Source organism: Rhizobium sp. 2MFCol3.1 (genome assembly GCF_000377565.1).
Taxonomy (GTDB): domain Bacteria; phylum Pseudomonadota; class Alphaproteobacteria; order Rhizobiales; family Rhizobiaceae; genus Rhizobium.
Window position 1 is genome coordinate 67,074 of sequence record NZ_KB898353.1, and the last position, 22,035, is coordinate 89,108.

The window sequence follows — 22,035 nt, forward strand, 5'->3', positions numbered from 1 at the left end:
GGCTGGCTTTCGAAAAAATTCAACTGTCGAGACTGAAGGCATCGCTTTCGCCGGCAACGAGCTCAAGCGGCCAAATCGTATTGCGCGCGCCACCGGGATAGAAATCCGCGTAGGCGGGCATGGTCGCGAGCAACGTTTCCGCAAGCTCGGCGCCGAGGTCGCGCAGCGACATCCTGAAACATGTCAGTGCCGGCTGCAGGAACCGGGCGCGCGGCTCCTCGCGAAAGCCGATGACAGCAAGATCCCGGCCTGGAATGATGCCCGCCTCGACCATGCGCCGGTAAAGCCCGATCGCCATCAGCTCATAAATCAGAATGATTGCCGTCGGCCTGGGATCAAGGCGGATGAGCTCGTGACCGGCCTGATATCCGCCCTGCTCGCTCGACTTCGCGCGAATGACGAGCTCGGGATCATAGGCGATGCCGTGGCGTTCCAGCGAGCGGCGGTAGGCATCAAGGAAGATATAGCCGAGATTGACATCGCTCGATGGCACCGCGATCGCGATCCGTCGATGGCCCTTGGCCACCAGCCGATCGACGGCCGAGGCCGCGACGCCTTCGAAATCAAGGTCGATCCAGCTGTAATTGCCGCCGGACGAGCTGCGGCCAAGCGCAACGAAGGGTATCTTCGCCTTGGCCAGGAAATCGATGCGCTTGTCGATGCGCTGCGTGGCGGAAATGATCAGTGCATCGACGACACGACGCGCCACCATGCGCTTCAGATACTCCTGCGGGTCCTCGTCGTTGGGGCAAGGCAGCATGATGAGGTCGAGCTTGTGGCGCGAAAGCACGCTTTGCAGGCCACCCGTCAGGCCAAGGAAGAAGTTGTCGGCGTTTTCGACCGTTTCCTTGCTGGACTCGATCATCAGGCCGATGACGTTGGTCGTCCCCTGCCGCAGGCTTCGGCCCGACTGGTTCGCCACATAACCAAGCTCTTCGGCCGCCGCCAGCACGCGCTTGCGGGTTTCCTCATTCACATCCGGTTTGCCATTCAGCGCCCGCGATACGGTCCCGATCGAAATATCGAGATGCTTGGCCAGTTGGCGAATTCCCCTCATTCCGACAATCGTCCTCCCAGTGGCGATGGCTAGCCGACCTTATGTGACACACCAAAACCGATCCGAAAAGGACCAAGGGCAACGATATGTGGTGGAGCGGGAGACGGCAGGCCGACGATCGGCAACTTTCGCGCCTCGTCTGAGCTCTGCCTACTAAAGATGCGGCGATAGTCGCTAAACGCCGTTACGGAAAAAGATCCGCATCTTTCATAAACGGCGCCTGCGCGTCCTTGGATGAAAGGGTGGGGGTTGTCTCTATCGGCCAGGCGACGTTCACCGTCGGGTCGTTCCAGATGATGGCGCGCTCGTGTTGGGGCGAATAGAAATCGGTCGTCTTGTAGAGAAACTGCGCGGTCTCGGAAAGAACCACGAAGCCATGCGCAAAGCCCGGCGGGATGTAGAGCTGGCGTTTGTTGTCCGACGACAGGATTTCGCCAACCCACTGCCCGAAGGTTGGAGAGGATCGCCGCAGGTCCACGGACACATCAAAGACTTCGCCCTCGACCACCCGAACCAGCTTTCCCTGCGCCTGTTTGATCTGGTAGTGCAGCCCGCGGAGCACGCCCTTGGCGGATTTGGAGTGATTGTCCTGAACAAATGAAACCTCTGCCCCGACCGCTTCGTTGAAGCGAGCCTGGTTGAAGCTCTCGAAAAAGAAGCCGCGTTCATCGCCATAGACGGTGGGCTCGATGAGCAGGACCTCAGGAATTGCCAGCGAAGAGACTTTCATCGGTCAGCCCGCCTCCGCCAGAAGTCGCATCAGGTATTTCCCGTATCCGTTCTTGCAGAGCGGCGCTGCCAGTTGCTCCAGCTGGCGGCCGGTGATCCAGCCGTTGCGAAACGCGATTTCCTCGGGGCAGGATACTTTCAGCCCCTGGCGTCGCTCCAGCGTCGAGATGAACTGTCCGGCGTCGAGCAGGGAATCATGCGTTCCCGTATCCAGCCAGGCGTAGCCGCGTCCCATGATCTCGACGGTCAGGTTGCCGTCCTCAAGATAGCGTCGGTTCAGATCGGTGATCTCAAGCTCTCCGCGCGGCGAGGGACGCAGAGACTTGGCGAATTCGACGGCGCGTTCGTCGTAGAAATAGAGGCCCGTCACCGCGTAGTTCGATTTCGGCTCGGCCGGCTTTTCCTCGATCGAGACAGCCCTGAAACGCCTGTCGAATTCAACGACGCCATAACGCTCCGGATCGAGCACGTGATAGGCGAAGACCGTCGCGCCGCGATCGACGGACATGCCGCTTGCCAGAAGGATCGGCAGGTCGTGACCGTAGAAGATGTTGTCGCCGAGCACGAGCGCCGACGGCGAGCCATCGAGAAACTTCTCGCCGATGATGAAAGCCTGCGCCAGACCATCGGGCGACGGCTGTTCGGCGTAGGAAAACTTGACGCCCCAGGCGCTGCCGTCGCCTAGCAACTGCTCGAAGCGAGGAATATCGAGCGGCGTCGAAATGATCAGAATGTCGCGGATGCCGGCCAGCATCAGCGTGCTGAGCGGATAATAGATCATCGGCTTGTCGAAGACAGGCAGCAACTGCTTGCTCATGGCAAGTGTCGCCGGATGAAGACGTGTGCCGGATCCACCGGCGAGAATGATGCCTTTTCGGGTCACAGCGCCCACTCCCGTTCCTTCAATTGATCAATTACGCGATCCACATGCACCGTCCATTCGGGCAGGGTCAGCCCAAGGGCGGAACTCAAAGCATCCGTATTGAGCGACGAATTGCGCGGCCGCGCGGCGGGCCGCGGAAACTCGTCGGTGGTGATTGCCTCGATATCGGCGGGTGCGACAGCCGATACGAAGCCGATCTCAATCGCCTTCTCGACAATATACCGGGCGAGCCCGTGCCAGCTTGTTCGTCCCGATGCGGTCAGGTGGTAGGTGCCATTGGCGATGCCGCCGCGCCGGTGCGCGGCAATGGCAAGCGCGGTGACGTCGGCAAGCAGCTCGACGGCCGTCGGCGCGCCAAACTGATCAGCGACGATCCGAAGGTTCGGACGCTCCCGCGCCAGGCGCAGAATGGTCTTCACGAAATTCGTGCCATCGGCCGAGACGACCCAGCTGGTGCGAAACAAAAGGTGCCGGCAGCCGGACTCGACGATCGCCAACTCGCCGGCACGTTTTGACTGGCCATAGACATTCAACGGATGCGTCTCGTCGCCCTCGCGATAGGGCGTCTCTTGGCGACCATCGAAGATGTAGTCCGTCGAATAATGAACCAGCAGCGCGTCACTCCGGCGGGCGTAATCCGCCAACGCCTTCACGGCCTGGTGGTTGGTGCGAAACGCCAAATCGGCATTCGTCTCGGCCAGATCGACCTGCGTATAAGCCGCCGCATTGACGATGATGTCAGGGCGGACGGCATCAAGACGCGCTGCGATCGCCTCTGGATTATCGAGATCGAGTTCGTCGCGCGCGAAGGCAACAAGATTGCCGAACGGAAGCAGCGTGCGCTGAAGCCCGCGTCCCAGTTGCCCGTTTTTTCCGAGAAGCAGCACGGTCATGCGTATTGCTTCTCCACCCAGTTGCGGTAGCTGCCTGAGGTCACGTTCTCGACCCAGTCGGCATTGTCGAGATACCACCGGACCGTCTTGCGAATGCCGCTCTCGAACGTTTCCGCCGGACGCCAGCCGAGTTCGGCCTCGATCTTGCGCGCATCGATCGCATAGCGCCGGTCGTGCCCCGGGCGATCGGCGACGAAGGCGATTTGCTCACCGTATTTCTTGCCATCCGATCGCGGCTGAAGCTCGTCAAGGACCTCGCAAAGCGTGGTGACGACATGAAGATTGGCGCGCTCGTTCCAGCCGCCGATATTGTAGGTTTCGCCCAGGCGCCCCGCCTCTAGCACCCGGCGTATCGCGCTGCAGTGATCCTTGACGTAGAGCCAGTCGCGGATCTGCATGCCATCGCCGTAGATCGGCAGAGGACGACCTTTCAGCGCGTTGTGGATCACCAACGGAATGAGCTTCTCCGGGAAATGCAGCGGGCCGTAATTGTTGGAGCAGTTGGTGGTGACGACAGGAAGCCCATAGGTGTGGAAATAGGCGCGAACCAGATGGTCGCTCGCCGCCTTGCTGGCGGAGTAAGGGCTGTTCGGCCGATAGCTTGTTTCCTCATTGAACGCCGGATCATCGGCGCCGAGCGTCCCGAAGACCTCGTCGGTCGAAACGTGCAGAAAGCGGAAATCCGATTTGTTTTCAAGGCCACCCCAATAGGCGCGCGCGGCCTCCAGCAGACGAAACGTACCGAGAATGTTGGTCTGGATGAAATCTTCCGGCCCGTGGATCGACCGGTCCACATGGCTTTCGGCCGCGAAATTGACGACCGCCCGGGGCTTGTGGCGCGTAAAGAGATCGCTCAGAAGTGCCGCGTCGCCAATGTTACCATGCACGAAGATATGGCGAGGATCGCCCTCGAGCGGCCGCAGATTGTTCAGATTACCGGCATAGGTCAGCGCATCGAGATTGACGACCGGCTCGTCATGGTCCGCCAGCCAATCCAGTACGAAGTTCGAGCCAATGAAGCCGGCTCCCCCAGTCACAAGTATCATCGCCTACGCACCTCTCAACCAACGCAAACACCAGGATTGACGACGAAATTTCAGTAGACGTTGCTCCGATCCTGCAAGCCGATCGCCGTCATCACGACGATCCTGAGATCCAGCCACAACGACCAATTGTTGATGTACCAAATGTCGTGCCGAACCCGGTCCGCCATCCTGTCGACCGTGGGCGTCTCGCCCCTGTGTCCATTGATCTGCGCCCAGCCCGTCAGGCCCGGCTTCACATGCCGGCGAGAGGCGTATTGGGCGATCAGCGTTCCGTAGAGATCGTCATGCGCCAGCGCATGCGGGCGCGGGCCGACCACGGACATCTCGCCGCGCAACACGTTCCAGAACTGCGGCAGCTCGTCGATGCTGGTAGAGCGGATGAAGGCGCCGACGCGGGTGACGCGAGGATCGTTGCGCGTCGCCTGGCGGATATCGCCGGAATCTTCCATAACAGTCATGCTGCGGAACTTCAGGATCCGGAACGGCTTGCCGTTATGTCCCTTGCGGCATTGCTTGAAGAAGACAGGGCCACGGCTATCGAACTTGATGGCGATGGCCACCAGCGCGCAGAGCGGTAGCGTCACAGTTAGCGCCGCAATCGAAAAGCCGATGTCGAACAGCCGTTTGACGATACGCTCGACAAGGCCGAGTGGTGGGCGGTGGATTTGGAACACTCGGTTTTCGCCGATATCCTGGGCAAAACCCTGGGCGATATCGCCAACGAGGCCGGAAAACATCACGCTTACTGGGACACAGAATTCGCGCAAGGCCGACAGGCATTCTTCGAAAACGGCGGCATTGGCATAATCGCCCCAGACAATCAGGACTTCGTCGACATCGGCGATGCCGTTCTTTTGAAGCCTTTCCTGCAGCAGGCTCGGCGCCTCGTCGGCGCCGCGAAGGTGCATCGTGTGCTTGATCGACAGCCCACCGAGCGCAGCCTTGTGAATGAGGGGTTCAACCGGCGTGGAATCGGGGCAGATCAGCAACACGCGCCGGGTCGGAAAAGATGCATGCGCGACCGCGCGGTTCAGATAGGAATACCAGGCGAGCCTCAGCGTCGTCAGCGCGCCGAACGACAGAACGGCTGCCGACAGGATGGCGCCGCGCGACACCATTGTTCCGATCTTTAGGAAGAAAACAATCGCGAGGAGAAACGCAACGACCGCTGGCAGAAACGTGCAGATAATGGCCATCTGCCTGCGGAACGACAGGAGCCCTGCGGGGCGATAGGCATGAGCGCCGCCAAGCGCCAAAACGAAAACCGTGGCGACCAGCAGTCCAATCCCCGCATATCGCGATAAGTCCCCATCCACCCCCAAGAATACCTGCTCGTAAAGCATGTATCCACCGGCGCTCGACAAGAATAGAACCACAAAATCGAGTATAGACGCGACATAAGTGGTCGCCACAGTGTTAAAGCTGAACCACCGTCGATCATTTTTGGCTGAAAGCCGCACGTTCCAGCTGTGTTCCACTGGCATGGTCATAACGTATATCCTCAACCCGCCAGCCTAGTTAACACAAGATTAATACGCCCAACAATTCGCCCAGGATTACTCCTTATTTAGTATTTCAAAGTAGGAATGTGGGAGACGTCGTAGTTTTTGCGAATATACGACTTGACGTTTGAGTAACGGCTAAAACATACAAACTAAGAGTAGGCGTTTTAAGCGGCAGCGAATGTCGACCGTTCTGGTAGCAAAATATGTAACCGCGGTTTGGGCCCCAGATGTGAAAGCACGTGACCGAGATCCAAGACGAGCCTGCCGACGAGCGCCGATACAAGGCCCGAGAAGGCTGTGAGCTTGAAACGCACGCCATAGACCACGTAACAGCGACCTATGCGTTGGCAGGAAGCGCATGGCCAGCCGCAATATACAATTGCCGATTTATTTGAAGTGTTGTGAATCTATACTTCAAATAGATCCGAATTTACGCCTCGATGGCGTCGTCACTCGTCCAGCTGGTCGTCGTCATCGTCATCGAAGCCAAATGATCCGCCCTGCATTTCGACTGTCATCTGCTGATAAGCGCGTGCTTTGATTTCGTTGCTGATCAGAACGATCCAGTTGTGGGCGCGGCCGACGCCGGAGCCGTTCTCCGGCATGACGAGCGCCATGCAGGTCATGACCCGTGGCCCGGTCTCGCGATACGGCTGCATGCTCCAGGCGAAAGGCTCATCCCGCTGGCGGCGCTTGCGAAACGTAACACTGCGCTTTCGCGCACTCTTCCACGCCATCGTCATCGACCTCTGTTGTCGACGCCACGAACGCAGAACTGGCGTCCTCTCTCATGTCGCGTCTGATGGATCGAACGAAGGGCAAGCGGCATCGCGCACATCGGCCGGCGGACGATCCCAATTTGCTCGCATTGAGTGGCCTGGTCTCCGCCAGCGATCACGATCTCCGTAAGTCCCTGTGTCATCAACGTGCGCCTCAAATGTCATCTCACTTATGCGATGAATAGCAGCCGGCGTGCTCGGATATCGACCCAGCGCCCAGCCGGGCCCAGCAGCAAAAACGCACGCGATCGGTGAGATTTTCTCAGCAGGGAATGTCGCCGGCGGGCGGTTTCATCTGCCGAGCCGACATTTATCAACGATAGCGGGAGCTTGAAGGTGAATTGAGCGGAGGCGGTTCCGGCGGCGGAGAAACTGTCGGGGCATCGACGATGAAGTATCTCTTCGAAACCCTCGTCGACAGGGTCGACGATTTTTAGTTGTTTTCCCATTTCTTCCCCCAAAGACACACAGGCAACACCTCCGGACAAGAAAATTCCGGACACTATACATACACTCTAAGGAAGCCGCACTCGACGATATTGATCTCGTTCACTTTATTATTAACTTGATACAATGCTAAGCGCAAAATTTCAGCGATGCAATAGTCAAATTTCAATATGATACAACGAAGATTGGGCGCAGCACGCCATAAAGAAACTCTAGCAGATGCGACAATCACTAGCAGCAATATATTCACACCTGCCCGTCATCTTTTCGGATATACCGATAATTACGATGGCGTTACTTGTGATAAGGAGCACAAGCAACTCATCAACCGGAAGTATTCTTAAGATCAGCCTGTTGGCTCGCGTAGCGCGATGAGCAGCAGCGGCCCCGATGAGGAATGCTCAAGCGGCCATGCGGCGGTTGGCAAGCACCGCGCGGCGCTCCCACCAAACAAGCAGCAGGCTGGAGCAGACAATTAGCACAGCGCCGGCAACGACGTTCACTGTCGGGATCTCGGACCAGATGAGATAACCGAAGAGAAACGCCCAGATGAGGCCGCTATACTCCATGGGCGCGAGTGTAGACGCCGGCGCATGCCTATATCCCTCATAGAGCAGGAATTGACCGAGCGCCGATACCGCGCCAAGCCCGAGCATGAGCGCCCAGCCGATGAGATCAGGCGATTTCCAAACCCACGGCAACATGGCCCCGCAGGCGATGGCGAAGAGGAAGCTGGTCGCCATCATCTGGTTGAATGTGCTCTCCGAGCGGCTGACCAGGCGAACAAGCACCGTGCTCCACGCCCAGCAGAAGCCGGCGAACAACACCATGAGCGTTGGCACAAGGCTGGGCGACTGCGTGGGGTTGGCGGCAAGCACAACGCCGGCAAAGCCCGCGAAGCAAGCAAACCATCGCATCGGCCCGACGCTTTCCTTCAACACGAAGATGGAAAGGAAGATGACGATGATGGGTGCCGAGAAGTATAGGGTCGTGATTTCGGCAAGACCCAGATGCCTGGCTGCCGAGTAATAGGCCATCCAGGCGCCCAGCATGAGCAGGGCGCGCAGAACGAGCGAACCGCGGTGAGCGCTCTTAAGGATCGAGGGATGACGCAACCGCTTGACCATGAAGCCCGCTACCGCGACGATGATCACGCTGCGGACAAACAGGATTTGCGGCACCGCATAGTCCGCGACCAGCCATTTCACGACTGCATCCTGGATCGCGAACAGCGAATACCCCGCGCAGGACAATGCTATGCCAACGAGCGGGTTGGGCGAGGTGTCTGAAGCGCGGAAGTGCATGGTATGGCAGCCTGGATGCGGCATTGATGGTGGTGAGCAACTAGCAAGAAGTTGAATGGCGAACAATGGCTAGTTTTGGCCAGGCCTACGCTTTGGACGCGGCAGTCGAAGACCACGCGCGACGTTTGCGCACGGTTGCTTAAACGCACGATATTGCATACGAGCCACAATCGTAGTGTATCAACGAGTGACATCGAACTTTGGCGGAGATTACACGTGACTGATAAGAGCGCATCGCTTCCCTACGCGCTGCTTTCATGGACGCTATGGCCAGCGCTGTTTTCCGCTGGACTGATTGGCGCCGGGTTTGCCTTTGAGGCAAAGGCGCCGTTGCTGTGGTTCAACGTGGTTTACTTGGGGATCGTCTTTGCGATCGCCGCGTTCGAGCGTGTGATGCCTTTCGAACAACAATGGCTGCGCCGCGATGGCGAGACATTCAACGACGTCGCGCATACGCTGCTGAGCAAGGGTGGCGTTCAGCTGGCCGCCGCATTGGGCGCGACCGCGCCGATGGCGGTCGCGACCGTCGCCCATCCCTTTGTCACCGGCATACCCGATATCTGGCCCAGCAGCTGGCCGCTCGCCCTTCAGGTGGTCCTCGGCTTGGTGATCGCCGAGTTCGGACTATACGTCGCCCACCGCGCAGCCCATGAGATCCTGTCGCTCTGGCGGTTTCACGCCCTTCATCACAGTGTAGAGCGGCTGTGGGTCGTGAACACCGGCCGGTTCCATTTCATGGACTCGCTGTTCAAGATAGCGCTCAGCCAGCTTCCGCTTTATCTCCTGGGCGCGCCGCTTCCGGTCTTCCTGTGGATCGGCGCAGTCACGGCCTTCATCGGCTTGCTCACCCACTGCAACATCGACGTGCGCACAGGCCCGCTCGACCTGATCTTCAGCACACCGGGCCTGCATCGCTGGCACCACTCGCGCGTACTGGCCGAGGGCAATACGAACTACGGCGAGAACCTTGTCTTGTGGGACCAGCTGTTCGGAACCTACTTCAATCCCGACCGCCGCCCGCCGACAAACATCGGTATCAGCGGCCGTGTCTCCGACAACTTTATTGGGCAGCTGTTCCAGCCGTTCTCAAAGAAGGGCTACAGACAAATCCTTGGCCGCCGGGTACACCCCGACGGCCAGGAGGTAGGAACAGGCGATAAAGGCTCGCGGAGCCCGTCCGGGACCATCAGCGAGAACCATCCGGTCAGCTCGGATGGCACCGCCTAGCCTGATCTAGTCCGCCGATGCACTCCAGCGCGAGTCCGACTGGAACAGATCGTTCAGCTTGTAGGCAACCTCGGTACGGTTGGTGGCCTTCAGCTTCTTCATGATGTTGCGGATGTGAACCTTTACGGTGCTTTCGCGCAGATTGAGCTCATAGGCGATGATCTTGTTTGCCTTGCCCTTGCGCAACGCCTGGACGACTTCGGCCTGGCGCAGCGTGAACATGCGTGACAGCTCTTTCTGCCGTGGCGCGTTGTCAACCGGAGCCGACGACGTGAAGGCCTTGCCGGCCACGATGAAGGTGCCGCCCGCGACGGCCAGCCCGATGGCTTCAACACAGACTTCGATGCCCACGGAGGTGGGAATGAACCCGCGAGCGCCATGCTCGATCGCCCGGAGCGTCTGGTTGAGATCGTCGCCATCGGCGAGGATAACGACCGGCGCCGGCGCGAGTTCCGTGGCGATGCTGGCGATCTCTTCATAAAGAGCGCCATCGCTCGACGCACGGCCGGTGATGTTTAGCAGCACCGCCTTGACGCGCTGCGTTGCATCTTTCTTGCGCCGCCACTCCGCCACCGAACCCACCGCGCAGGCCTTCATGCCGAGGCCGTTCTGCGTCAGCGTCGTCGCGAGGCATTCCCGCTCGAGTGTTCTGCCGTCGATGATCAGCAGGCACCGGTCTTCGCCGATAACCTTTACTTCGCCCAGTTCGCTGAGAGCTCTGGGTGCCACGGCAACGGCCTGAAGTCTGTTGACAGGCGTGCGTCCGCTTTCAAATTCCGAAGGTACGTAATTCATACTAGCCTCATACTCAATAGTGTTAGAGGTGACCATTCGCAACGAAATGCAATACTCGGGGGACATCGGCGTGTATTAAGTCAGTAAAGTAGTTTATCCGTTTTGGATCACTTATCGCGTGTGGTTTCTACTTTGTTAAGAACCTACATACATCAGTAGTGACAATCAATACAAAATATTTCGTCCGCGTTAGATTAAAAATGCGCAGTATATAAAATTCTACCGCCTAAACATAAAAACAGGAATTATTTTTTACTCCAACGAAAAAACATCAACCAAGAAGCGTATGCCATTTATTCTTTAGAAATACCGTTTCTTAACGATAATAATCGTTTGTGTTTTCGTGCCACGGTATAGTTCCGAAGCCCGTATTGTTCTGGCATAGATGAAGCAACGTCCGCCCCAGTAAATACTGTAGCAACGTCCCGATGACAGGCTCACGAAACCAAGCTAATCCAATTGGTTAATCCTTCATTTACCCTTCACACGCGGATGGCAGGGCAATCTTCGAGGATATTGGGCGCTGTGGATAACATTACGCTTCGCCGCGCGCCGATCATCGGACGCGCAGACCACACGGCCGGGCAATTGCGCGGCTCGAAGTCCAAGTCTTGCGGCGGCTTTACTGTCGGCCTCTGAAGCGACGCTGATAGGTCGCATCATAAAGAGAGCTTTCGCGAAAATCGGTCGATGACAAGGATGGGCCGACAAAGATGATCGCTGTCCGCTCGATTGGCTCCGCGGCCACCTTGGCCTCGATATCGCCGAGCGTCCCGCGCACGATCCGCTCGTCCTCCCAGCTCGCCTTCACGACGATGGCGACGGGGCATTCGGCCCTATAGAGCGGCGTAAGATCGCTGACAACCCGGTCCAGTGCGTGAATGGCGAGATGGATGGCAAGCGTGGCGCCCGTGGCGCCGAACTGCGTCAGGGTCTCGCCACCTGGCATCGGTGACGCCCTGCCTGATACGCGGGTCAGAACCAGGCTCTGCGCGACCTCGGGAATGGTCAGCTCGCGCCCAAGCGCGGCAGCTGCGGCGGCGAAGGACGGCACGCCCGGTGTCATCGTGTAGGCAATGCCATGCTTCTCCAGGCGACGGATCTGTTCGGCGACGGCGCTCCAGACCGAGAGATCGCCCGAGTGCAGGCGCGCGATGTCCTCGCCGGCATTGGCCGCGCGCAGATACTCGGCTTCGATCTCGTCGAGCGACATGGGGGCGGTATCGACGATCCGCGCTCCCGGCGGACAATAGGCGAGAAGATCGGGCGAAACGATCGAGCCCGCATAGAGGCAAACCGGGCATTTTCCGATGAGGTCGCGGCCACGCACGGTGATGAGATCCGCGGCACCCGGGCCAGCGCCGATGAAATGAACGGTCATATCGTTGTCCTCAATTCTTGACCCAGTGCCACTGCGTGACGGGCATTGCCGGGCGCCAGCCCGTCATGGCGCCGATCGCACCGGCGCGGGAAATATCGATGCGGGTCAACGACCCGCCCAGTGTGGCGTGCAACGCCAGCAACTTCGCATCCATCTGAAGCGTCACAGAGTTGGCAATCAGCCGGCCGCCGCTTTTCAGCGCCGCGATCGCCGCCTCCATTACCCCATCCTCGCTGCCCCCGCCACCGACGAAGATAACGTCGGGCTCGGGCAGCGACTGCAGCGCCTGCGGCGCCGCGCCTTCCACGACCGCGAGCCCCGGCACGCCGAAGGCTGCCGCATTGCGCGCGATGCGCTGCGCCCGCTCGCTCGATTGCTCGATCGCGATCGCCCGAAGCGACGGGTCACACAGCATCCACTCGATGCCGATCGAGCCGGAGCCGGCGCCGACATCCCACAGCACCTCGCCATGGCGAGGTGCAAGCGTCGACAGGGTCAGCGCCCGAATCTCCCGCTTGGTAATCTGGCCATCGTGCTCGAAAAGCGCATCGTCGAGCCCCGGCGCAAAGGCAAGCATGCGCGCGCCCTCGCCTGCCACGACATCAATGGCGCAGACGTTCAGCGGATCGATGTCCTCGAGATCGAACGCATCGGCTTGGCGAGCGCTGACACGCTCGCGCTCTCCGCCAAGCGCTTCGAGCACATGCAGCCGCGACCGGCCGAAACCATTGGCTGCAAGCAAAGCCGCGAGCTGCGTCGGTGTCTCTTGGTCGGAGGTCAGCGCGATGATGCGCCGGCCATGGTGCAGATGCGGACGGATGAGATCGATCGAGCGTCCATGCAGGGAGACGGAGGCGACCTCCTGCAACGGCCAGCTCAACCGCGATGCGGCAAGGCTGAAGGATGACGGCGCCGGTACTGTGCGCATCTCCGTTGCATCAACGCTCCGCGACAGCGTGGCCCCGACGCCGTAGAGAAACGGATCACCCGAGGCGAGCACGACGACAGGCGAACCGCGACGCGCCGTAATTGCCGCGACCGAACGTTCGAACGGGCTTTCCCACGCCAGGCATTCCCCCTCGATGAGGCCGGCCATCAGCGCATGATGGCGAGCACCGCCGAAGACGACGGACGCGGCAGCGATCAGACGCTTGGCCTCATCGCCCAGCCCTGCTGGACCATCTTCGCCGATGCCGATAATAGTCAGCCAAGGTTGGCCGGGAGCGGAAGAGATATCAGCCATGAGCAAAATCCGCATTTTGATGCTTGGCGGCACGACCGAGGCAAGCGCGCTCGCCAAGGCTTTGGCCGCTCAACCGCGCTACGATGCCCTGCTGTCGCTTGCCGGCAGGACGGAAAAGCCCGCTCCGCAGTCCCTGCCCACCTGCGTCGGTGGATTTGGTGGGGCGGAGGGGCTCGCGCGTTTTCTGCGTGACGAAAAATTCGACCTGCTGATCGACGCCACCCACCCCTTTGCCGCGCGCATCTCGCAAAACGCCGCGCAAGCCACCACGATAACCGGCCTGCCTGCCTTCTGCCTTCGCCGCGCGCCCTGGCAGGCCGAGCCGGGCGACCGCTGGCGACATGCCGCGAGCGTCCAGGATGCCATCGCGCAGATCGGCAGCGCGCCGCGCAGGGTGTTCCTCGCCATCGGTCGCCAAGAGGCGCACCGGGCCGATGCCGCCCCGCAGCACTACTATCTGATCCGAAGCGTGGATCCAGTCGATCCGCAGCCCGTGCTTCCCCACGCGCATTATCTTCTCGATCGCGGACCCTTCGATGTCGAGCGCGAGGTCGCGCTGCTGCGGGAACACAGTATCGATGTCGTCATCACCAAGAACAGCGGCGGCTCGGCCACCTATGCCAAGATCGCTGCGGCGCGCGCGCTCGGCATCGAGGTGATGATGATCGGCCGCGCCGAAGCGCCCGCCATCCCCACGGTCGCTACCGTCGACGAGGCCTTGGCGATGATCAATCACCTGCTGCCCCCGGGCTGAAACGAGGGGTATAGATGAGACCGGCCCGACCCTTGCGTTCGATGATCTTCGTCTCCGCCGAGCCAATGATCACGCATGTCGCCATATCGGCCGTCGCAGCATCCGCAATGTTAAGCGGCTGAACGGAAATACGCTCATCCGGCCGTCCGGCGGCGCGACCGAAGATGACGGGCGTAGACCCGGGAAGCTTCCCGCGCAGCAGCTCAAACGCCTTTCCAAGCTGCCACGGACGCGCCTTGCTGATCGGATTATAAAGCGCGATCACGAAGCCGCCTTCGGCCGCCGCGGCCAGACGCTTTTCGATCGTCGCCCAGGGCTTCAGATTGTCGGAGAGCGAGATCGCGCAAAAATCATGGCCAAGCGGGGCGCCGACACGGGCGGCGACCGCCAGCATGGCGGTGATCCCCGGCAGGATGACGAGATCGACGTCCCGCCACGCATCGGGACCATTGTCGACCGCCTCGCAGACCGCAGCCGCCATGGCGAATACACCAGGATCGCCGCCCGAGACGACACAGACGACCGCGCCCTCGGACGCGGCACGTAGCGCGGCGCCCGCGCGATCCAGTTCCTCGCGGTTATCGGACGCCTGACGCGTCTGGTCAGCCCGCAGGTTAAGGCGATCGAGATAGGGGCCATAGCCGAAAAAGACCGTGGCTTTCGAAACGGCGGCCTGCGCCTCCGGCGTCATCTGATCGGGATTGCCCGGGCCGGTGCCTATGACGAAAAGCTGCCCGCTCATCGGTTGCTCTCCCAGCCGGGAACGAGCACCAGCGAAAAGTAAGGCGCGTCGCCTTCGGGCCGGTCGGCGAGCTTGATCATCGCCGCGTTTGCCATGGTGCCACGCTCGACATAGACCGCTTCGGCAAGCCGTCCCGATGCCTCCAGCGCGCGGCGGATCTTCGGGAGGTTGCGCCCGACCTTCATGATCACCGCCGCTTGCGTATCGGAGAGGCGACGCTCGAGTTCCTGCTCGGCCATCGTCCCGGGCAGGACCGACAATACGTCGTCGCCCTGCACGATCGGGATGCCGGCGAGCGACCAGCAGCCGGACATCGCGCTGATGCCGGGAATGACCTCGGTCGGATAGCGGTTGGCAAGACGCACATGCAGGTGCATGTAAGAGCCATAGAACAGCGGATCGCCCTCGCTGAGGACGGCTACGGAGCGGCCGGCATCAAGATGCGCGGCGACAGCCGCCGCCGACTCCTCATAGAAATCGGTGATCTGTCGCCGGTATTCGGCTTCGTTTTTCTCGATCTCGGTGGTCACCGGATAGTAAAGCGGCAGCATCACCGCCTCAGACCCGATCAGGTGCTCGACGATGGCCCTGCCGTTGCCGCCTCTGCCGCGCTTGGCGAAATAGGCAATCACATCGGCCGCTTCGATTGCCTTGACGGCCTTGACGGTGAGCAGTTCCGGATCGCCGGGACCAGTGCCAACGCCGATGAGACGACCGGCGCCGCTCATAGGCCGGGCCTCGCCAGCGCGTTGACCGCCGCTGCCGTCATGGCGCTGCCGCCAAGCCTTCCGCGCACAATCGCATAGGGCACGCCGTAGGAGTTTTCAGCCAAGGCATCCTTGGATTCCGCCGCTCCGACGAAACCGACAGGCATGCCGATGATAGCCGCCGGTTTTGGCGCGCCGTCGCGCAACAGCTCGAGCAGGTGGAAGAGCGCGGTCGGCGCATTGCCGATGGCAACGACGCTGCCCGCAAGACGGTCCTTCCAGAGATGAAGGGCGGCTGCCGAACGCGTGTTTCCGGTCTCCTTCGCCAGCTCCGCGGTGCGCGGATCGTGCAATGTGCAGATGACATCGTTCTTGGCGGGAAGCCTCGTGCGGGTCACGCCGTGCGCCACCATCTCGGCGTCGCAGAAGATCGGCGCGCCGGCATGCAAAGCGGCGCGAGCAGCGCTGACGAAATGCGGCGCGAACACGAAATGCTCGGCGGCTTCAACCAGTCCACAGGCATGGATCATGCGCACGGCAACGTCGGCCTCCTCGGCGGAAAACCGCGACAGATCGGCTTCGCTGCGGATAATCGCAAACGACCGCTCATAGATGGCGTCACCGCTGTGGATGTAATCGTAGTCTGGCATTCCTATTCCTGTCGCAGCGCTCGCGTAATCATGGCCGTCCCCACCCTGTCGAGACAGGCCCTAGCAGATTCGCCAGCTTGTCTTTCACTTTTGATGAGACGGGAAAGCCTCTCTATAGCGGAATTGATGTCACTACCAGCAATCTGTGCATCGGGCGCATCCGACGCGAGACCGTCCAGCACCAGATGATAGCCGTTTGCGGCTCCCGAGATGGTCAGAGCACGGCGCGGATGCGCGCAGCCCTTGGCGCAGCCGGACAAATGCAGGTCGAGCGAGCCATCCAACGCCTCCGGACACCGCTCGATCAGCGTCTCCGCTAATGCCTTGGTGGCGTAGAAGCTCGACGCGCAAGCGCCTGCACCGGCACAAGTGGCGATGCGCGATGAGAGATCGTCGCTATCGGCGGATAGACCGAAGCGCTCGACCGATTGCCGGACTGCTGCTGCGCTCTCTTCGCTCAAGCCTGTTATGAAAAGATAGCGATCGGGCGCCGATCGGATGTCGCTCACATCGAGGTCGCCGAGGAATGCCAGAAACGCCAGCAGGTCGTTCGCGTGTATTTGCCCGAAACGCGGCTTGAGACCGATCACCGCCATGCCGCCTGCCATCCGATGCATGCCGACCGATCGCGTCGCGCCCGCGCGGGGATGGCGCGAAATGGCGTGCATATCCGTGAAGACAGACACCAATCGCTCCGGATCGATATCGCGGCAACGCTTCTGCCAGCCGCTCGAAAGCAGCAGCTTGAGGACATCACCGACCGCCGTGACCGCCTCATCGGCAGTGCCGACGGCAACCGGGCGAGCGCTGGCACCATCCCCAGCAATGGCGACCAGCCACTCATCCGCCGAAAGGGCCAGCAGCCTGATATCGGCGGTGACATCGGCCAGATCGAAGCGCCCACCTCCATCGACGATGATCGACAGCTTCGGCGCAAGCCCCGGCGCCTGCAAAAATTCGGCGAGCCGGTCCCGCAGCAGCAACTCCATGGCAGCGGCATCCGCGACATCGCCGAATTCAGCACCATTCAGCGGCGGCAACTCGATCACGGGATTGGGTGACACGATGATGCCCGCCGCATCCACCGCTTCGGCAAACGGCTCGACCGTTTGCGGCCGAAGCCCTCTGATCTGGAGGCTGCCCCGCGCCGTGATCTCGAGCAAACCGTTACCATGCAGCAAGGCGGCTTGTGCCAGTTGCGCGCACTGATGAACCGTCAGGACGCCACCCTGCGGACGCAGGCGAGCGAGCAGGCCATCGCCCGTCGGCATCGGCCGCGCGAGAGTCGGACAGGCACCGCGCCGCGCATAAGGTTGCGCGGCTTCGCCTGCAATATCCATCTCGGTGCGCTCGTCGAGTGCCATCTCGTCATTTCCTTCCGCCCGGTGCCTGCATAATCGCGAGGCGTGGGGCAAAGCTATTTGCAGTATCAGAGGTCATCGAAATCGCGGCCCTTGCGCAGCAGGTAGATATCCATGATCCACCCATGTCGCGCCCGCGCTTCGGCGCGCAGCTTCACGATATCCGCGGCGACATCGCCAAGCCGTCCCGAACGCACGATCTCATCCTCCGTACCGAGATAGGCGCCCCAGAATATCTCGGCATCCGGATCCTCGATCTTGGAGAAGGCCTGTTCTCCATCCAGCATGACCACGGTGCTATCCGCCCGGTTCCCATGCTCGATAAGCCGCCGCCCGGTCGTGATCTCGACCGGCTTACCGACCATGTTGATCGGAATGCGGTGGCTTGCCGCCAGAGCCTGGATGCTGGTGATGCCCGGGATGACGCTGAAGTCGAAATCGACGGTACCGAGTGCTCTTGCCCGCTCGATAATGCGGATCACGCTATCATAAAGGCTCGGATCGCCCCAGACGAGGAAAGCGCCGGTTCCGTCTTCGGGAAGATCGTTGATCAGCCGCACATAGGTCTGCGCCAATGTCGCGTGCCAGTCATCGACGCTTTCGACATAGCTGCGGTCAGCCGTCTTGCGCTGCGGAATGGCGAATTCGACAATGCGGGTCTTCGCATTGGTGACGAAGCGCTCGCAAATCTCGCGGCGAACGGAGGCGAGCTTCTCCTTCTCTTCACCTTTCGTCGGCAGGAAGATCATGTCGGCGGCGTTAATCTTGCCGATGGCCTGGATGGTGACGTGCTCGGGATTTCCCGTTCCGATACCGATGACGTAGATGTGGCGCACGCCCGCTCTCCTGATCAATTCTCCCTGCTTTTGACGCACATGGTCCGGCGCCGCAAGGGCATGGATGAAACCGACAGTGGGCAATCAGCGACCGATCGACGCTGTAGATTGCTGCCATTTTCGAATCGTGCGATCTTTTTTGTCGATAACGTTCCGTCTGGCATTGGCCCACATGCCGCGGACAAAGAACGGGCTGGTGATCAATATCTACCACCACCCCATAAAGCAGGAATAGCCGGGCATGTTCACGGCAGGACGATTTTTCGAAGCGTTGACGGGATATAGCAGAGCGCTCCCTAAGCGCCCAACACCGATCTCTCGGAACACGCAGGCCAGCCGGACGGCCGGAGACGGCTGGCGATGAAGCACGAGATCGATACCACCTCCTTGATGACGCTGTTGCCGCTCTTCGTTCGGGCGGAAGATGCCTTGGCGCGGCTGGACGAGCGCGCACTGCGATCCTCGATCGCCGACGGCTTTTCCGAGCGCCGCCACTTCTTCGATGCCGTCGGTGCCTTGTGGGTCGCAGGCGAACTGGTGCATCTCGAAGACTTGGTGCTGCACGACGCTCATATGGATGCCCGCGCGCCGAGCCATGAACTGACGATCGCCCATGCGGTCCTGCGCGCGCGCCGCAGAATATGGACGAGCGATCCCTATTGGGCCTTGAGCGAAACCGGCATGACGGTTCTGACAGGGATCGGTGGCGAACAGCAGAGAGCACCGGAATTCAAGAGCGTCTATCGCGATCACGACAATGACGATCAAGAGCCCGATGCGCCGCTGGCGACGGAGCTGGCCGAAATCGACGCCGTGCTGGAGCGGTCGAGCAGGCTTCTCGACGATCTCGCCAGAGGCGTTCGAGAGGCCAAGCCTGAACCCACACGGCCGGAGCGAGCGGACGACAGGCTGGCGCTGCTCGATGATGAGGATTGGGACGAGGCAGCGCGCCTGCGCGAGTGGCGTTCCGTCATCGCCGTTGCCGACACCTTGCCGCCGACATTGGGCGCGGCGGTGTTGTTCGACGCGTGGGAGCAGATCGAGCCGCTGCGGCGGCAGCATTGGCTGGGCGGGCTGTTGGTTTCAGGATATCTGCGCCAGCGCGGCAAGATCACGTCGCATCTGTTTTCGTTCTTCGCGGGCCTGAAGACCGTTCGCTACGAACGCCGACGCTCCCGGCAACGCCTCATCAGGCTGCAATCTTTTCTCGAAGCCATGGTGGAGAGCGCCGATCTCGGTCTGAAGGAGATGGATCGGCTGTCGCTGGCACAGCAGCAGATGCAGATGCGCTTCAAGGACAGACGCTCCAACAGCAGTCTGCCTGACCTTGCGCAATTCGTGCTGTCGCGACCGATGGTGTCTTCGGCGATGGTTGCGCGGGAGCTGAAGGTCAGCGGTCGCGGCGCGCTCAATCTGCTCAACGATATCGGCATCCGAGAGATCACAGGGCGCGGACGCTACCGCGCCTGGGGCATCATCTGACCATCTCTAAAACAGAAAAGCGGCCGGACTTGCGCCCGGCCGCTTCCCTATGGTGAACACCCAATCCACGATCCTGTCACAGAGTGCGGATCGGGCGTTCTGGCGCTTCCTTTGCCCCCAGAAGCGCCGTAACTCGACTATTCGCGCTCGCCTGTGAAGTTGAGCAGCAGCTGGAAGATGTTCACGAAGTTCAGGTAGAGTGACAGAGCGCCGAAGACGGCAAGCTTCTGGTTCGATTCCTGATCGTAGTTCTCCGAATACTGTTCCTTGATGTTCTGCGTGTCGTAAGCGGTCAGGCCGACGAAGACGACGATGCCGATGACCGAGATCGCGAATTGCAGGGCGCTAGAGCCAAGGAAGATGTTGACCACGCTGGCGATAACCACGCCGATCAGGCCCATCATCAGGAACGAGCCCATGCGAGACAGGTCACGCTTGGTCACGTAGCCATAGAGGCTGGTCGAGCCGAACATGGTCGCGGCGATGAAAAAGGTGCGTGCGATGCTGGTGCCGGTAAAGACCAGGAACACCGAGGCCATCGACAGGCCCATGACGGCACAGAAGGCCCAGAAAGTCATCTGCGCGGCGCTTGCCGACATCGTCTGGATCTTGAACGAGAAGAAGAAGACGAAGGCGAGAGGCGCCAGCATGACCACCCACTTGAGCGGTGACTGGAAGATCGGCACATAAAGCGCCGGCGTCGAGCCAACGATGAACGCGACGATGCCGGTGATGACAAGGCCGATGCCCATGTAGTTGTAGACGCGCAGCATGTGCTGGCGAAGACCCTCGTCGAACATGGCCTGCGAGCCAACGGCCGCACCGTAACGCTGCTGATTGATTGGGTTCATTGAGATCTCCTCGAGTGAACTAGTAAAGGGTACGGGCAAGCCCATCGGCTGCCTGATCCAGTGAGATGGAGCGATCCGCGGTCACCAGCGCGTAAGCGACGTCACCGATCTGCCAATAGGCGGCCTCGGCGCCTTCAAGCGCGATATGGTTGACCGACTGAACGGAGAAGACGCCCGGACGAACGGCAAACAGCGAAAGCTGCTTCTGGTCGGCCGTGATCGACATTTCGACGCTTGGGCCGAATTCGGACGGGAATATCTGTACGTCCGAGATCGTCCAGTCGCGCGGAAGCTGCGGCATGACGATGCCCGTCGCGGCGCGAATTTCATCCGGCTTGTAGCCTTCCGCCGGCTGCGACGAGACGGACTGGCGCACCAGGGCCGTCTTGTAGGCCTGAACGGCCTCCTCGACATAGGCGGGTGCCGGTACGGACGCGGCTACTTCTGTCGCGGTAAAGGCGCCGAACGAGGTGTGAGCGACCCAGCCGGCCGCCACCATGACGCCGACGGCGGCGACGCGCTGCATGGCGTGGAAGATACGACCATAGGCAAGCCCACGCTCGAGACGGCGCGCAAGATCGCGCGTTTCCGCCCGGCCCGAGGCGCCTTCATGAGCGAGAGCAAGGCGCAGTTCGCCGCGCATGCTCAGATCCGCCATGACCTTCGCGGCCGTTTCGGGATTCTCGGAAAGATAGGATTCCACCTGGATGCGCCGGGTCACATCGAGTTCGCCATCGACATAGGCATCGAGATCGGCGTCGATAATGGGATCAACTGCTTTCATTCCCGCCTCCTTCGATCAACCTCAAATGTGGCGCGCGCGGTGTCGCTTCCTCGATTTCGCGCAAGTGGGCGCGAGCGCGCGAAATGCGCGACATCAATGTACCGATCGGAACGCCGAGCGCTGCCGCAGCCTCCTGATAGGAGAGGTCTTCAATCGCCACGAGATGGAGGGCCTCGCGCTGCTCCTCCGGCAAGCGGAAGAAAGCATTGCGCACCTGCTGCAGACGCACGGCATGTTCCTGCGCGGCTGGCAAGGACTGCTCGGCCTCTACGGCGGCCTCATCGTGCCGTCGTGTCAGCGATCGCCCCTGTCGGACGCGGTCGATGTGAGCGTTATGCACGATCGAGAGCAACCACGTACGCAAGTTACCGCCACTGCGGAAGCTCTGCTTCTTCTCGTATGCCCGGACCAGGGCATCATGAACCAGATCTTCCGCATCATCCGAATTGCGCACCAGGGAGCGCGCGTAGCGCCGAAGCGCTGCGAGCTGACCGATGACATCGAATGGGCGTTCTTTCCGTTCCATGATTGAGTATACGAAGCCGCGCGTCGTTTTATTCCCTGCGGCTGCGATTTTTT

23 protein-coding genes are annotated in these 22,035 nt (G+C 60.7%); 3 read left to right on the top strand and 20 right to left on the bottom strand.

From position 1 onward, the window contains the following. Positions 1-19 precede the first annotated feature (19 nt). The 9 genes from D460_RS0100330 to D460_RS0100365 all read right to left on the bottom strand — a co-directional run bounded on the left by D460_RS0100330 (position 20) and on the right by D460_RS0100365 (position 8,643). Positions 20-1,057, bottom strand: coding sequence for a substrate-binding domain-containing protein (locus tag D460_RS0100330; protein ID WP_018896486.1), 1,038 nt, complete (start codon positions 1,055-1,057; stop codon positions 20-22). A gap of 184 nt (positions 1,058-1,241) precedes the next feature. Next, complete coding sequence (gene rfbC, locus D460_RS0100335; RefSeq protein ID WP_018896487.1) at positions 1,242-1,787, bottom strand: dTDP-4-dehydrorhamnose 3,5-epimerase; 546 nt, start codon at positions 1,785-1,787, stop codon at positions 1,242-1,244. 3 nt (positions 1,788-1,790) lie between these two features. Further along, on the bottom strand, positions 1,791-2,669 hold the full coding sequence (gene rfbA / locus D460_RS0100340) for a glucose-1-phosphate thymidylyltransferase RfbA (RefSeq protein WP_037110721.1): 879 nt from the start codon (positions 2,667-2,669) through the stop codon (positions 1,791-1,793). Next, complete coding sequence (rfbD, locus tag D460_RS0100345; protein ID WP_018896489.1) at positions 2,666-3,562, bottom strand: dTDP-4-dehydrorhamnose reductase; 897 nt, start codon at positions 3,560-3,562, stop codon at positions 2,666-2,668. Before rfbD ends, rfbA begins: the two co-directional genes overlap by 4 nt. After that, a complete protein-coding gene (gene rfbB, locus D460_RS0100350) occupies positions 3,559-4,608 on the bottom strand; it encodes a dTDP-glucose 4,6-dehydratase (protein ID WP_018896490.1) in 1,050 nt (349 codons plus the stop codon). Before rfbB ends, rfbD begins: the two co-directional genes overlap by 4 nt. A gap of 50 nt (positions 4,609-4,658) precedes the next feature. Beyond that, on the bottom strand, positions 4,659-6,098 hold the full coding sequence (locus D460_RS0100355) for an exopolysaccharide biosynthesis polyprenyl glycosylphosphotransferase (protein WP_026282632.1): 1,440 nt from the start codon (positions 6,096-6,098) through the stop codon (positions 4,659-4,661). Positions 6,099-6,562: 464 nt separating this feature from the next. After that, complete coding sequence (locus D460_RS35785) at positions 6,563-6,850, bottom strand: hypothetical protein (protein ID WP_155947652.1); 288 nt, start codon at positions 6,848-6,850, stop codon at positions 6,563-6,565. A gap of 212 nt (positions 6,851-7,062) precedes the next feature. Beyond that, positions 7,063-7,341, bottom strand: coding sequence for a hypothetical protein (locus tag D460_RS35790; protein ID WP_155947653.1), 279 nt, complete (start codon positions 7,339-7,341; stop codon positions 7,063-7,065). A gap of 399 nt (positions 7,342-7,740) precedes the next feature. Then, positions 7,741-8,643 (bottom strand): DMT family transporter, encoded by a 903-nt coding sequence (locus D460_RS0100365; protein ID WP_018896494.1) that lies wholly within the window; start codon positions 8,641-8,643, stop codon positions 7,741-7,743. A 216-nt stretch (positions 8,644-8,859) separates the two neighbouring features. Here D460_RS0100365 and D460_RS32350 point away from each other — a divergent pair, with 216 nt between their 5' ends. After that, on the top strand, positions 8,860-9,870 hold the full coding sequence (locus tag D460_RS32350; RefSeq protein WP_018896495.1) for a sterol desaturase family protein: 1,011 nt from the start codon (positions 8,860-8,862) through the stop codon (positions 9,868-9,870). A 6-nt stretch (positions 9,871-9,876) separates the two neighbouring features. On the opposite strand, the gene D460_RS0100375 is transcribed toward D460_RS32350, so the two are convergent. The 3 genes from D460_RS0100375 to D460_RS0100385 form a co-directional block, all read right to left on the bottom strand. After that, entirely contained in the window at positions 9,877-10,665 is a 789-nt protein-coding gene (locus tag D460_RS0100375; protein ID WP_018896496.1) for a response regulator transcription factor, read from the bottom strand. 622 nt (positions 10,666-11,287) lie between these two features. Beyond that, a complete protein-coding gene (gene cobM / locus D460_RS0100380) occupies positions 11,288-12,046 on the bottom strand; it encodes a precorrin-4 C(11)-methyltransferase (protein WP_018896497.1) in 759 nt (252 codons plus the stop codon). 10 nt (positions 12,047-12,056) lie between these two features. Beyond that, positions 12,057-13,289, bottom strand: a complete 1,233-nt coding sequence (locus tag D460_RS0100385; RefSeq protein ID WP_018896498.1) for a bifunctional cobalt-precorrin-7 (C(5))-methyltransferase/cobalt-precorrin-6B (C(15))-methyltransferase — start codon at positions 13,287-13,289, stop codon at positions 12,057-12,059. Here D460_RS0100385 and D460_RS0100390 point away from each other — a divergent pair. Beyond that, positions 13,288-14,043, top strand: coding sequence for a cobalt-precorrin-6A reductase (locus D460_RS0100390; protein WP_018896499.1), 756 nt, complete (start codon positions 13,288-13,290; stop codon positions 14,041-14,043). The two genes, D460_RS0100385 and D460_RS0100390, sit on opposite strands and share 2 nt — an antisense overlap. Here the strand turns inward: D460_RS0100390 and D460_RS0100395 are convergent. The 5 genes from D460_RS0100395 to cobF form a co-directional block, all read right to left on the bottom strand. Then, positions 14,018-14,785, bottom strand: a complete 768-nt coding sequence (locus tag D460_RS0100395) for a precorrin-3B C(17)-methyltransferase (protein WP_018896500.1) — start codon at positions 14,783-14,785, stop codon at positions 14,018-14,020. The genes D460_RS0100390 and D460_RS0100395 overlap by 26 nt on opposite strands. Continuing rightward, positions 14,782-15,513, bottom strand: coding sequence for a precorrin-2 C(20)-methyltransferase (locus D460_RS0100400; protein ID WP_018896501.1), 732 nt, complete (start codon positions 15,511-15,513; stop codon positions 14,782-14,784). Before D460_RS0100400 ends, D460_RS0100395 begins: the two co-directional genes overlap by 4 nt. Continuing rightward, on the bottom strand, positions 15,510-16,142 hold the full coding sequence (locus tag D460_RS0100405; protein WP_018896502.1) for a precorrin-8X methylmutase: 633 nt from the start codon (positions 16,140-16,142) through the stop codon (positions 15,510-15,512). Before D460_RS0100405 ends, D460_RS0100400 begins: the two co-directional genes overlap by 4 nt. A 2-nt stretch (positions 16,143-16,144) precedes the next feature. After that, complete coding sequence (gene cobG / locus D460_RS0100410; RefSeq protein WP_018896503.1) at positions 16,145-17,506, bottom strand: precorrin-3B synthase; 1,362 nt, start codon at positions 17,504-17,506, stop codon at positions 16,145-16,147. A gap of 65 nt (positions 17,507-17,571) precedes the next feature. Then, positions 17,572-18,339, bottom strand: coding sequence for a precorrin-6A synthase (deacetylating) (gene cobF, locus D460_RS0100415; RefSeq protein WP_018896504.1), 768 nt, complete (start codon positions 18,337-18,339; stop codon positions 17,572-17,574). Between the two features lie 360 nt (positions 18,340-18,699). Here cobF and D460_RS0100420 point away from each other — a divergent pair, with 360 nt between their 5' ends. Further along, positions 18,700-19,821, top strand: a complete 1,122-nt coding sequence (locus tag D460_RS0100420; RefSeq protein WP_018896505.1) for an RHE_PE00001 family protein — start codon at positions 18,700-18,702, stop codon at positions 19,819-19,821. 137 nt (positions 19,822-19,958) lie between these two features. Here D460_RS0100420 and D460_RS0100425 read toward each other — a convergent pair whose 3' ends face one another. From D460_RS0100425 to D460_RS0100435, 3 genes are read right to left on the bottom strand one after another with little or no spacing between them, the layout of a single operon-like run. Beyond that, complete coding sequence (locus D460_RS0100425; protein WP_018896506.1) at positions 19,959-20,672, bottom strand: Bax inhibitor-1/YccA family protein; 714 nt, start codon at positions 20,670-20,672, stop codon at positions 19,959-19,961. Positions 20,673-20,691: 19 nt separating this feature from the next. Further along, entirely contained in the window at positions 20,692-21,456 is a 765-nt protein-coding gene (locus D460_RS0100430; protein WP_018896507.1) for an anti-sigma factor, read from the bottom strand. Beyond that, the gene (locus D460_RS0100435) at positions 21,443-21,982 is read right to left on the bottom strand and encodes a sigma-70 family RNA polymerase sigma factor (RefSeq protein ID WP_018896508.1); all 540 of its coding nucleotides are present in this window, start codon (positions 21,980-21,982) and stop codon (positions 21,443-21,445) included. The genes D460_RS0100430 and D460_RS0100435 overlap by 14 nt, the downstream gene beginning before the upstream one ends. Between the last annotated feature and the right edge of the window lie 53 nt (positions 21,983-22,035).